Source organism: Pseudomonas sp. LBUM1670 (genome assembly GCF_059695695.1).
Genome location: NZ_CP166783.1, coordinates 5,260,352 through 5,272,010, shown reverse-complemented (window position 1 = coordinate 5,272,010; position 11,659 = coordinate 5,260,352). Strand labels below are relative to the sequence as shown.

Below are 11,659 nucleotides of genomic sequence, written 5' to 3'. Positions count from 1 at the left end.
CCCCATGACGCATTGCAGTCACGTCGGGGATGGGGATGTTCTCAAAAAAGCATGAGATTGTTCCAGTTAAATATAAGAAGTTGTACACGATTTGTTTTTTCAGTTAGATCGGCGGTGTCCCCATTCGCGAGCAAGCCCGCTCCCACAGGGTTATGCGCAATCCCTGTGGGAGCGGGCTTGCTCGCGAAGAGGCCAGTCAAAACACCATCGATTCCGGATCCGCCCAAAGCACCAGTCAACCCTTGCCTATACTTGCCTTTCTATAACAAAAGTCATGACCAGAGGGCTGCGCCATGGACCACCTCGTACTCACTGTTTTCGCGCCGGACAAACCTGGGCAGGTCGAGCGCATCGCCCAGTGCATTGCCGAGCACGGCGGCAACTGGCTGGAAAGCCGCATGTCACGCATGGCCGGGCAGTTCGCCGGGATTCTTCGAGTGGGTGTGCCGGCCGAGGCCTACGACGAACTGGTCGATGCCCTACAGGCGTTGTCGGCCCATGGCATTCGTGTGCTGATCGCCGAAAGCGGCATCGAACAATCTTGCACCTGGAAACCGATTGCCATGGAACTGGTGGGCAACGATCGCCCCGGGATCGTGCGCGACATCACGCGTCTATTGAGTGAGCAGGGGGTCAATCTGGAACGACTGGTCACCGAAGTGCGCCCGGCGCCGATGAGCAGCGAGCCGCTGTTCCACGCCGAAGCGATTCTCGCCGTGCCGCTGACCCTGTCTCTGGATGTGTTGCAATCTCGCCTGGAGACCCTGGCGGACGATTTGATGGTGGAATTGGTCCTGCGCAGCGATCCCTGACAGGGTTATCCAGTTTATACGTGCACCTGCCTGTGGATAACCTGTAGAGACAGCCCGCCAGCCCACGCCGGCCGGGCTTCTTCAGTAACTGGTCAAAAAACCATCAGATTCAACAAGTTGCGCACAAACGCCGGGGATCACGCTGTGGATAACCTTGGGAAGGATGCTTGCAGGCCACGAGGGACGTGGCCTGCAGAAGTTCGTACGATTTTTGATCAGCTGCGACGGCGCAAACTTATCCACGCATCGACGCTGTAAACCGCCAGTCCTGCCCAGATAAAGATAAACGCCACCAGTGTGCTGGACGACAAGTGTTCGCCAAATAGCAGCACGGCTTGCAGTAAAACCAATGTCGGTGCCAGGTACTGGAGAAATCCCAGGGTCGTGTAGGGCAAATGCCGTGCTGCAGCGTTGAAACACACCAGTGGCACCAACGTCACGGGCCCCGCAGCGACCAGCCACCAGGCTTCGGAGGTCGTCCAGAACTCGGGCTGAGCACTTGTGGCCGTCTGATTGAAGAGCAGCCAGGCAATGGCGATCGGCACCAGCATCCAGGTTTCCACCACCAGACCGGGCAGGGCTTTGACCGGCGCCTGCTTGCGGATCAAACCGTAGAAACCAAACGTCAGCGCCAGCACCAGCGACACCCACGGCAGACTGCCGACCTGCCACACCTGTTGCGCAACGCCGACCGCGGCCAGACCTACCGCGATCCATTGCATGCGTCGCAATCGTTCGCCGAGGATCAGCATGCCCAGCAGCACATTCACCAGCGGATTGATGTAGTAACCGAGACTGGCTTCGAGCATCCGCCAATTGTTTACCGACCAGACATACGTCAGCCAGTTGGCCGCGATCAGCGTGCCGCTCAGCGCGAGGATCGCCAGCCGTTTCGGGTTGTCACGCAGCTCGCGCCACCAGCCCGGATGCTTCCACACCATCAGCAACAAGGCGCCGAACAGTGCCGACCAGAGCACGCGGTGGATGATGATCTCCACGGCGGGCACGCTGGCGATGGCTTTGAAGTAGAGCGGGAACAGGCCCCAGATGATGTAGGCACTCAGACCCAGGATGTACCCGCGACGCGGGTTGGCAGCTTGCATGCAGAATCCTTGCTTAGGCAGCTAACAAAGAGGGGATTGTAAGGAGATTCCTCGGAGTCTGTCGCGGACCTTGTGGGAGCGGGCTTGCTCGCGAAGGCGGTGTGACAGTCAACATCATTGTTGAATGATCTACCGCCTTCGCGAGCAAGCCCGCTCCCACATGGGATCTGCCGTGTTCAAAAGAGCTTCAGAGGCTCTTCGTTGAGCGCAGCCAATTGCTCACGCAACGCCAACACCTGATCCCCCCAATACCGCTCGGTTCCGAACCACGGAAAGCTGTGCGGGAACGCCGGGTCGTCCCAGCGACGTGCCAGCCAGGCGCTGTAGTGCATCAGGCGCAACGCGCGCAGCGGCTCGATCAGCGCCAGTTCCCGCGGGTCGAAGTCGTGAAATTCGTTGTAGCCGTCCATCAATTCCGATAACTGGCCCAGGCATTCCTGACGGTCGCCGGCGAGCATCATCCAGATGTCCTGCACCGCCGGGCCCATGCGGCAGTCGTCGAGGTCGACGATGTGGAACATCTCGTCACGGCACATCATGTTGCCGGGGTGGCAATCACCGTGCATGCGGATGTTCTGGTGCGGCGTGACGTTGTAGACGTCTTCCACACGCTTGAGCAGGTCGCGGGCCACGGACTCGTAGGCCGGCAGCAGGCTTTTAGGGATGAAGTTGCCTTCGAGCAAGGTCGTCAGCGAATCGTGACCGAAGTTCTTCACGCCCAGCGCTTCACGGTGATCGAAGGGTTTTGTCGAGCCCACGGCATGCAGACGCCCGAGCAACTGGCCGAGGCGATACAACTGATCGAGATTGCCCGGCTCTGGTGCGCGTCCGCCACGGCGGGGAAACAGGGTGAAACGGAAACCGTTGTGTTCGTGCAGGCTCGCACCGTTGTGAATCATCGGCGCCACCACCGGCACGTCGCACTCGGCGAGTTCGAAGGTGAACTGGTGCTCTTCGAGAATCGCTTCGTTGGTCCAGCGTTGCGGGCGGTAGAACTTGGCGATCAGCGGCTCGGAGTCTTCGATGCCGACCTGATAGACGCGGTTTTCGTAGCTGTTGAGCGCCAGAATGCGCGCGTCGCTGAGAAAGCCGATGCTTTCGACGGCATCGAGCACGAGGTCTGGGGTGAGGGTTGCAAACGGGTGGGCCATGCTGACTCCTGCGCGCAGCAGGCTGCCGCGTCCGGCCAAGCATGGTAGCGCAGACGGGCTGTCTTTAGTGGTTGGGGTTGAGATGAGTGTTGTTTGGGCTGACGCCTTCGCGAGCAAGCCCGCTCCCACAAGGGAATGCATTCCAAATGTGGGAGCGGGCTTGCTCGCGAAGGCGGTTAATCAGGCGCCGACGATCCCGCCATCCTCACGCGAGATGGCCATCACCGAAGACCGCGGCTTGCCATTCGGCAAATGCTCAGGGAACGTCGACCCACCGTTTTCCCCCGGATGCTGAATCCCGACAAACAAGGTCTTCTGATCCGGCGAAAAACTGATCCCCGTTACCTCACAACCAACCGGCCCGACCATGAAGCGGCGGATTTCCCCGGTCACCGGGTCGGCGCACAGCATCTGGTTATTGCCCATGCCGGCAAAATCACCGGCATTGCTCGAGTCGCCATCGGTTTGTATCCACAACCGACCGGCGTCATCGAACGCCAGGCCATCGGGGCTGGTGAACATGTTCTGTGGCGTGATGTTCGACGAACCGCCCTTCGGCGTGCCGGCGTAGACACCCGGGTTGCCGGCGACCACAAACAGATCCCAGGCAAAGTTTTTCGAGCCGTGATCATCACGGTCGGTGCGCCAGCGCAGAATCTGCCCGTAGACGTTTTTCTCCCGAGGGTTCGGCCCGCCCACCGGTTGACCGTCTTCACCGCGCTTGGCGTTGTTGGTCAGCGTGCAATAGACCTGGCCGTCCTTGGGGCTGACGACGATCCACTCCGGACGGTCCATGCGCGTGGCTTTCACCACGGTTGCCGCGAGTCGCGCGTGAATCAGCACTTCGGCCTGACTGGCGAAACCGCTGCTGGCGTCGATGCCGTTTTTGCCGTGGGTCAGTTCGATCCACTCGCCCTGGCCTTTCGGGTGATCGGCGTTGCCATCACCCGCGTCGAAGCGCGCCACGTACAAGGTGCCGTGGTCCAGCAGGTCGCGGTTGGCTTTCGGGTTTTTGTGGTTGATCTTGTCGCGGCTGACGAACTTGTAGATGAATTCACCGCGCTCATCGTCGCCCATGTACACCACAGCGTGGCCGTCATGGGTTTCGGCCAGGGCCGCGTTTTCATGTTTGAAACGGCCCAGTGCGGTGCGCTTGACGGGTGTCGATTGCGGATCGAACGGGTCGATTTCCACCACCCAGCCGTGACGGTTGAGTTCGTTGGGGTTTTTTGCCAGGTCGAAACGCTCGTCGTGTTGATGCCAGTTGATCTCTTTACTGGCTGCCACCGCGCCGTAGCGTTTCTGCGCGGCGTCGAATTTTTGCTCGGCATTGCTGCTGCCGAAGCAGTCGGTGAAGTTCTCTTCGCAGGTCAGGTACGTGCCCCACGGCGTCTTGCCGTTGGCGCAGTTCTGGAAGGTACCGAGGACGTTCTTGCCGTGCGGGTCGGCGCTGGTTTTCAACAGGTCATGGCCGGCAGCGGGCCCGCTGAGGCTGATCGGCGCGTTACCGTGAATGCGCCGGTTGTAGCGCGAACCCTCAACGAATTGCCATTGGCCGCTCTTGCGCTGCACCTCGATCACCGACACACCTTCGCAGGCCAGCGCCTTACGCACTTCTTCCTTCGATTGCGGCATGCCGCCGTGCGGGTAGAGGTAGCGGTAGTTGGTGTATTCGTTGTTGATCGCCATCAGCGCCCGGTCTTTCTCACCCGGAAATTCAAACAGGCTCATGCCGTCGTTGTTGTCGCCGAACTGGATTTCCTGATGCTCGGCGCTGCCGTTACCGCTCGGGTCGAACGCCGGACCGTTCTTTTGCAGCGGCTGGCCCCAGCTGATCAGCACCGAAGACTTGTAGCCCGGCGGCAGGGTAATGGCGTCGCTGGTGGCGGCGGGAATGCTGTCAAAACCCAACAGGTTGCTGGTGCCTGCGCTGACACTGGCCGCGAGCACGCTGCGGCTCAGCAGGTTGCCGCCGAGGAACATCGCGGCACCGCACAGGGCGCCCGCGCTGATGAAACCACGACGGCTGAGGCCGACCATTTGCTCGAGGTCGGTGGATTGGTTGTCTTCTAATAGGCTCACGTCAGGCTCCCTGCAGGTTTTTGAGTCACCTTAAAGAGCGTTAGTGAAGCTTATGTGTCAGAGCGGTGTACCCAGCAAAACGTTGGATGGCGCAAATTGCACCCGCACCGGTTTAGCGGTGGCGAGGCCAAGGCTTTTCAGGTGCAGCGGGTCGGCCAGCGCGCAAAGCGTCTGGCCATTGGGCAGGCCGATGCGCACTTCGCAGGGGCCGTCTTCGGCGTCGAGGATTTCTTCGATGGTGCCGGTCATATCATTGTGTCCTGGTGTTGCAGTGTCTTCGATGGCCAGCAGGTCAAGCCAGCCGGCTTTGATCAGGGCGACGACTTCGGTGCCGGGCACCAGCTCCAGGCGCATGGTGCTGTCGTGGGTGATCTGCGCATCGAGGGCCAGGCCTTTGGCCAGTTCAAGACGAATCAGGTCGTTGCGCCCCTGAGCTTCAATCGCCACGACCTTGCCGTGCAATTGATTGCGCGCGCTGGTTCTGAGCATCAGGCGGCCAAGCAGGTCCAGGTCGCGGGCGTCTTCGGCGGCTTCCAGCACCTGAGCCTGCAGCGTTTGCAACTTTTGATACAGGCGCAATACGCGTTCGCCTTCGCTCGACAGTTTGGCGCCGCCACCGCCCTTGCCGCCGACACTGCGCTCCACCAGCGGTTTCTGCGCGAGGTTGTTCAGCTCGTCGATGGCGTCCCACGCGGCTTTGTAACTCAGGCCCGCACTTTTCGCGGCGCGGGTGATCGAGCCCTGTTCGGCGATGTGTTGCAGCAACGCGATGCGCTGCGGGCGACGAACAATGTGCTGGGACAACAATGTAGGCAGGGTCATGGCGAGAGGCTTTGGCGGGTGACGATGGTGAAGACGTTGGCGGCTTGGCGCGTGGGAGTCAAGTCAGGCCACATTCCTTGTGGGAGCGGGCTTGCTCGCGAAAGCGGTGTGTCAGTCACACAAATGCTGAATGACATACCGCATTCGCGAGCAAGCCCGCTCCCACAGGTTTTGTGTTTGGCTTAAGTCAGGCGATGTCACCGGGTTTGGGCGTGCGGGCCAGGCAGTAGACGTCAACCTGCGCGGCACCGGCGTCCATTAATAGACGAGTCAGGGCTTGGGCCGTGGCGCCGGTGGTCAGCACGTCGTCCACCAATGCCAGATGACGACCCTTGATCGCTGCATCGGGCATCAGGGCGAACGCATTGCGCAGGTTCTTTCTACGAGCCTCGGCCTTCAGTTCTTGCTGCGCGCTGGTGTCCTGAATCCGCTTGAGCAACTGTTCCTCACAAGGGATATCCAGGCTCGCGCTCAACCAGCGGGCCAGCATCGCGGCCTGGTTGAACCCCCGTTGACGCAGACGCTTGGTCGCCAGCGGAACCGGGACCAGCGCGTCCGGCCGCTTCAGCCCTTCATCGAAGCGATGTTGCAGGGATTGAGCGAGAAGTTCTGCAAGCAGGCGGCCAAAGGGCCACTTCGCGTTGTACTTGAAACGGGTGATCAGACTGTCGACCGGAAAACCGTAGGTCCACGGGGCAATCACCTGTTCAAAGTGCGGAGGCTGTTTCAAACATTGGCCGCACGTCATGCCCGCCGCAGGCAAGGGCAGGGCGCAGGTCTGACAGTGATCGCCGAGCCAGGGCAGATCGGTTTCACAAGCCATGCAGATGGGCAGAGCCTCATCCGCCGTCTCGCCGCAAAGCAAACAGGATTGTTTGTTTTTTAACCAGATGTAAACCGGTCCTTTGTATCGTGGTTGACAGCGCATCGCTCTTCCTTAAATATGCCGAACATCCGTGTCGCGTCTGTGGGTATTCCGTTCCCCAGTCGCTTGCCAAGCATAATCAAGGAAACGCCCATGAGCGCCAGCACCTCTGCAACCCTGCGTCATGACTGGTCTTTGGCCGAAGTCAAAGCACTCTTCGTTCAGCCATTCAACGACCTGCTGTTCCAGGCGCAAACGGTGCATCGCGCGCATTTCGACGCCAACCGCGTCCAGGTTTCCACGCTGCTTTCGATCAAGACCGGCGCCTGCCCGGAAGATTGCAAATATTGTCCGCAGTCCGGTCACTACAACACCGGCCTGGAAAAAGAAAAGCTGATGGAAGTGCAGAAGGTCCTCGAAGAGGCCGCTCGCGCCAAGGCCATTGGTTCGACCCGTTTCTGCATGGGCGCGGCGTGGAAACACCCGTCGGCCAAAGACATGCCGTACGTGCTGGAAATGGTCAAGGGCGTGAAAGCCATGGGCCTGGAAACCTGCATGACCCTCGGCCGTCTCGATCAGGACCAGACCGAAGCGCTGGCCAAGGCCGGCCTCGATTACTACAACCATAACCTTGATACCTCGCCGGATTTCTACACCAGCATCATCACCACCCGCACGTACAGCGAGCGCCTGCAAACCCTGGCCTATGTACGTGATTCGGGGATGAAGATCTGCTCCGGTGGCATTCTCGGCATGGGCGAGTCCCTCGATGACCGTGCCAACCTGCTGATCCAGCTGGCCAACCTGCCGGAGCATCCGGAATCGGTGCCGATCAACATGCTGGTGAAAGTCGCCGGTACACCGCTGGAAAACGCTGAGGAAATCGACCCGTTCGACTTCATCCGCATGCTCGCCGTCGCGCGCATCCTGATGCCGCAATCCCACGTGCGCCTGTCCGCCGGCCGCGAAGCGATGAACGAGCAAATGCAGGCCCTGGCGTTCTTCGCCGGCGCGAACTCGATTTTCTACGGCGACAAACTGCTGACCACCGCCAACCCGCAGGCTGACAAGGACATGCAGCTGTTCGGGCGCTTGGGGATTCTGCCGGAAGCGCGTGAAGAGCACGCCGATGAAGTGCATCAGGCGGCCATCGAACAGGCGCTGGTGGAGCAGAAGAGCAGCGAGATGTTCTACAACGCCGCTATCTGATCCGACACAAATCCACTGTGGGAGCGGGCTTGCTCGCGAAAGCGTCAGTACAGTCGATATCAATGTTGAATGTCAGTCCGTCTTCGCGAGCAAGCCCGCTCCCACATTGACAGTGCCCACTTTGACTTTGTGATCTGATCCACGAGGCCTGCATGTCTTTCGATCTCGCCGCACGCCTTGCTGCCCGTCGTGCCGAAAATCTCTACCGCCAACGCCCATTGCTCGAAAGCCCCCAAGGCCCGGAAGTGGTGGTCGATGGCCAGCCATTGCTGGCGTTCTGCAACAACGACTACCTGGGCCTGGCCAATCACCCGCAAGTAATCGAAGCCTGGCGCGCCGGGGCGTCCCGTTGGGGTGTCGGCGGCGGGGCGTCACACTTGGTCATTGGCCACAGCACGCCACATCATGAGCTGGAAGAAGCATTGGCTGACTTGACTGGCCGCCCGCGTGCATTGCTGTTCACCACCGGTTACATGGCCAACCTCGGCGCCGTGACCGCGTTGGTGGGGCAGGGCGATACGGTGCTGGAAGACCGCCTCAATCACGCCTCGTTGCTCGATGCCGGCCTGTTGTCCGGCGCGCGTTTCAATCGTTACCTGCACAACGACGCGGCGAGTCTGGCCAATCGTCTCGAGAAAGCCACCGGCAATACGTTGGTGGTCACTGACGGCGTGTTCAGCATGGACGGCGATATCGCCGACCTGCCAGCGCTGGCCCGGGAAGCCAAGGCCAAAGGCGCGTGGCTGATGGTCGATGACGCGCACGGTTTTGGTCCGCTGGGCGCCAACGGTGGCGGGATCGTCGAGCATTTCGGCCTGAGTCAGGAAGACGTGCCGGTGCTGGTCGGCACCCTCGGCAAAGCGTTTGGCACTGCTGGCGCCTTTGTTGCCGGCAGCGAGGAGCTGATCGAGAGCCTGATCCAGTTCGCCCGCCCCTACATTTACACCACCAGCCAACCGCCCGCGCTGGCCTGCGCGACGCTGAAAAGCCTGGAACTGCTGCGCACCGAGCATTGGCGGCGTGAACATCTGAAGACCCTGATTCGTCAGTTCCGACAAGGCGCCGAGCAGATCGGCCTGGCGCTGATGGACAGCTTCACGCCGATCCAGCCGATCATGATCGGCGATGCCGGGCGTGCAGTTCGACTGTCGCAAATGCTGCGTGAGCGTGGATTGATGGTGACCGCGATCCGCCCGCCGACCGTTCCCGCCGGCAGCGCCCGTCTGCGCGTGACCCTGACCGCCGCGCATAGCGAGGCACAGGTGCAGCTATTGTTAAATGGACTGGCCGATTGTTTTCAACAACTGGGACCGGAGCCAAGCCATGCGTGATCGCCTGATTTTGCTACCCGGCTGGGGCCTCGGGATTTCACCCCTGGAGCCATTGGCGGCGGCGCTGCAGGGGCTGGATGAACACCTGCGCGTCGAGATCGAGCCGCTGCCGGAAATGGCGTCCAGCGACCTTGAAGAGTGGCTCGACGAACTCGACTCGACCGTGCCCCAGGACGCCTGGCTCGGCGGCTGGTCCCTGGGCGGCATGCTTGCTTCCGAGTTGGCGGCCCGGCGCGGTGATCGCTGCTGTGGCTTGCTGACCCTGGCGAGCAACCCTTCTTTTGTCGCCCATGAACAGTGGCCGAGCGCGATGCCCGGCGAGACCTTCGACGCGTTTCTGGCCGGATGCAATGCCGATCCGCGCATGACGTTGAAACGCTTTTCGCTGCTCTGCGCTCAAGGCGCCGAAGACCCGCGCGGATTGTCGCGGTTATTGCTCGGTGGCGCGCCCCACACCTCTGCTTCGGTATTGATGAAAGGCCTGGAGCTGCTTGCACAACTGGATACCCGTCAGGCGTTGCAAGCGTTCCGCGGCCCGCAACTGCATTTGTTCGCGGGTCTCGACGGGCTGGTGCCGGCCGAAGCGGCGGGGGATTTGCTGGCGTTGCTGCCGGACGTCGAAATCGGTCTGATTGAACAGGCCAGCCACACGTTTCTTCTGGAAGACCCTCACGGTGTGGCGGGGGCGATTCAGGCCTTTTTGCATGAGTGCGGTGATGACTGATTTATCCCTTCCGCTTCCCCTTCCAAAGCAGCCCGGCGGCTTGCCGGACAAGCGCCAGGTGGCGGCGTCCTTTTCCCGCGCGGCGGCCAGCTATGACAGCGTCGCCGAATTGCAGCGTGACGTCGGCAGTCAGTTGTTAAGCCGTTTGCCGGGCGATTTCGTGCCGGGTCGATGGCTCGATCTTGGGTGTGGCACCGGGCATTTCAGTCGTGTGCTGGGTGAGCGTTTTCCCGCTGGTCACGGCGTGGCGCTGGACATCGCTGAGGGCATGCTCAATCACGCGCGCCCGCTGGGTGGGGCCACGCACTTCATCGCCGGGGATGCGGAGCGGCTGCCATTGCAGGAATCGACCTGTGATCTGATCTTCTCCAGCCTGGCGGTGCAGTGGTGCGCGGACTTCGCTTCGGTGCTCAGCGAAGCCAATCGCGTGCTGAAACCTGGCGGAATCTTCGCATTTGCTAGTCTGTGCGTGGGCACACTGTCAGAGCTGCGAGACAGTTGGCGTGAGGTGGATGGCATGGTACACGTCAACCGCTTCCGCGAGTTCGGGGTTTATCAACAGCTGTGCGCGGCCAGCGGCTTGAAGGTCGTGAGTCTGCAAACCCGTCCTCATGTGCTGCATTACCCGGATGTGCGCAGCCTGACCCACGAACTCAAGGCACTGGGTGCGCACAACCTGAACCCCGGGCGACCGGGTGGTTTGACTGGTAGGGCGAGGATTCTCGGCCTGGTCGAGGCGTATGAGCAGTTTCGTCAGGCGGAAGGCCTGCCGGCGACTTATCAAGTGGTGTATGCCGTTTTGGAGAAACCCTTATGAGCGCAGCGTATTTCATCACCGGTACTGACACCGATGTCGGCAAGACCACCGTGGCTGCGGGTTTGCTGCATGCCGCACGGTCGGCGGGCCTGAGTACGGCGGCGGGGAAACCGGTTGCTTCGGGTTGCGACGTGACGCCCAAGGGCTTGCGCAACGCCGATGCGTTGGCGTTGCTGGCGGAATGCTCGGTGCCGCTGACGTATGCACAGGTCAATCCGGTCGCCTTTGAGCCAGCCATCGCTCCGCATCTGGCGGCGCGGGAGGCTGGCGTGGCGTTGACGGTGCAATCCTTGTTGACGCCGATGCGGCAGATTCTGGAGATGCAGGCGGATTTCACCCTGATCGAAGGTGCTGGCGGTTGGCGCGTGCCGTTGGCGGATCAGGACAATCTGTCGGACCTGGCCATGGCGCTGGATCTGCCGGTGATTCTGGTGGTCGGCGTGCGGTTGGGTTGCATTAACCATGCGTTGCTGACAGCCGAGGCGATTGCGCAGGACGGTTTGCAGCTGGCGGGTTGGGTGGCCAACATCATCGATGCCAAGACTGCTCGTCTTGAAGAGAATCTTGCCACGCTGGCCGAGCGCATCCCCGCGCCGTGTCTGGGGCGAGTGCCGAAACTCAAGGTGGTGACGGCGGAGGCGGTCGCAGAACATCTTCAACTGGATTTGCTGGACTGAAGTGTTCAGGCAGTGGTTTTAACTATGACAAGGCATTGTGCCATTAGTGTTTTTGTCGGGTGTTTT

Annotated in this window: 11 protein-coding genes; 6 read left to right on the top strand and 5 right to left on the bottom strand. The window is 61.0% G+C overall.

Annotated elements, in window-relative coordinates; translation table 11 throughout:
* Window positions 1–293: 293 nt before the first annotated feature.
* Window positions 294–812: a glycine cleavage system transcriptional repressor gene (locus ACA073_RS24155; RefSeq protein WP_064680143.1), complete on the top strand. Its 519-nt coding sequence runs from the start codon at window positions 294–296 to the stop codon at window positions 810–812.
* Between the two features lie 215 nt (window positions 813–1,027).
* Here ACA073_RS24155 and rarD read toward each other — a convergent pair whose 3' ends face one another.
* The 5 genes from rarD to ACA073_RS24130 form a co-directional block, all read right to left on the bottom strand.
* On the bottom strand, window positions 1,028–1,915 hold the full coding sequence (gene rarD, locus ACA073_RS24150) for an EamA family transporter RarD (RefSeq protein WP_497400010.1): 888 nt from the start codon (window positions 1,913–1,915) through the stop codon (window positions 1,028–1,030).
* A 176-nt stretch (window positions 1,916–2,091) separates the two neighbouring features.
* A complete protein-coding gene (locus ACA073_RS24145) occupies window positions 2,092–3,066 on the bottom strand; it encodes a serine/threonine protein kinase (protein ID WP_497400008.1) in 975 nt (324 codons plus the stop codon).
* A 180-nt stretch (window positions 3,067–3,246) separates the two neighbouring features.
* Window positions 3,247–5,148 (bottom strand): PhoX family protein, encoded by a 1,902-nt coding sequence (locus ACA073_RS24140; RefSeq protein WP_497400006.1) that lies wholly within the window; start codon window positions 5,146–5,148, stop codon window positions 3,247–3,249.
* 57 nt (window positions 5,149–5,205) lie between these two features.
* Complete coding sequence (locus tag ACA073_RS24135) at window positions 5,206–5,970, bottom strand: TOBE domain-containing protein (RefSeq protein ID WP_497400004.1); 765 nt, start codon at window positions 5,968–5,970, stop codon at window positions 5,206–5,208.
* A 187-nt stretch (window positions 5,971–6,157) separates the two neighbouring features.
* The gene (locus ACA073_RS24130; RefSeq protein ID WP_497400002.1) at window positions 6,158–6,898 is read right to left on the bottom strand and encodes a ComF family protein; all 741 of its coding nucleotides are present in this window, start codon (window positions 6,896–6,898) and stop codon (window positions 6,158–6,160) included.
* Between the two features lie 90 nt (window positions 6,899–6,988).
* Here ACA073_RS24130 and bioB point away from each other — a divergent pair, with 90 nt between their 5' ends.
* The 5 genes from bioB (at window position 6,989) to bioD (ending at window position 11,593) form a co-directional block, all read left to right on the top strand.
* Complete coding sequence (gene bioB / locus ACA073_RS24125) at window positions 6,989–8,044, top strand: biotin synthase BioB (RefSeq protein WP_497400000.1); 1,056 nt, start codon at window positions 6,989–6,991, stop codon at window positions 8,042–8,044.
* A 152-nt stretch (window positions 8,045–8,196) separates the two neighbouring features.
* The gene (gene bioF / locus ACA073_RS24120; RefSeq protein ID WP_497399998.1) at window positions 8,197–9,375 is read left to right on the top strand and encodes an 8-amino-7-oxononanoate synthase; all 1,179 of its coding nucleotides are present in this window, start codon (window positions 8,197–8,199) and stop codon (window positions 9,373–9,375) included.
* Complete coding sequence (locus ACA073_RS24115; protein WP_497399996.1) at window positions 9,368–10,099, top strand: alpha/beta fold hydrolase; 732 nt, start codon at window positions 9,368–9,370, stop codon at window positions 10,097–10,099. The genes bioF and ACA073_RS24115 overlap by 8 nt, the downstream gene beginning before the upstream one ends.
* Window positions 10,092–10,916 (top strand): malonyl-ACP O-methyltransferase BioC, encoded by an 825-nt coding sequence (bioC, locus tag ACA073_RS24110; protein WP_497399994.1) that lies wholly within the window; start codon window positions 10,092–10,094, stop codon window positions 10,914–10,916. The genes ACA073_RS24115 and bioC overlap by 8 nt, the downstream gene beginning before the upstream one ends.
* Window positions 10,913–11,593 carry a dethiobiotin synthase gene (bioD, locus tag ACA073_RS24105; RefSeq protein WP_497399992.1) on the top strand — a complete coding sequence of 227 codons (681 nt, stop codon included), beginning with the start codon at window positions 10,913–10,915 and terminating at the stop codon, window positions 11,591–11,593. The genes bioC and bioD overlap by 4 nt, the downstream gene beginning before the upstream one ends.
* The last annotated feature ends 66 nt before the right edge of the window (window positions 11,594–11,659 follow it).

Coding starts and splice junctions, on each gene's coding strand:
- ACA073_RS24155 (WP_064680143.1), top strand. CDS start 294: ATGGACCACCTCGTACTCACTGTTTTCGCGCCGGACAAACCTGGGCAG.
- rarD (WP_497400010.1), bottom strand. CDS start 1,915: ATGCAAGCTGCCAACCCGCGTCGCGGGTACATCCTGGGTCTGAGTGCC.
- ACA073_RS24145 (WP_497400008.1), bottom strand. CDS start 3,066: ATGGCCCACCCGTTTGCAACCCTCACCCCAGACCTCGTGCTCGATGCC.
- ACA073_RS24135 (WP_497400004.1), bottom strand. CDS start 5,970: ATGACCCTGCCTACATTGTTGTCCCAGCACATTGTTCGTCGCCCGCAG.
- ACA073_RS24130 (WP_497400002.1), bottom strand. CDS start 6,898: ATGCGCTGTCAACCACGATACAAAGGACCGGTTTACATCTGGTTAAAA.
- bioB (WP_497400000.1), top strand. CDS start 6,989: ATGAGCGCCAGCACCTCTGCAACCCTGCGTCATGACTGGTCTTTGGCC.
- bioF (WP_497399998.1), top strand. CDS start 8,197: ATGTCTTTCGATCTCGCCGCACGCCTTGCTGCCCGTCGTGCCGAAAAT.
- ACA073_RS24115 (WP_497399996.1), top strand. CDS start 9,368: ATGCGTGATCGCCTGATTTTGCTACCCGGCTGGGGCCTCGGGATTTCA.
- bioC (WP_497399994.1), top strand. CDS start 10,092: ATGACTGATTTATCCCTTCCGCTTCCCCTTCCAAAGCAGCCCGGCGGC.
- bioD (WP_497399992.1), top strand. CDS start 10,913: ATGAGCGCAGCGTATTTCATCACCGGTACTGACACCGATGTCGGCAAG.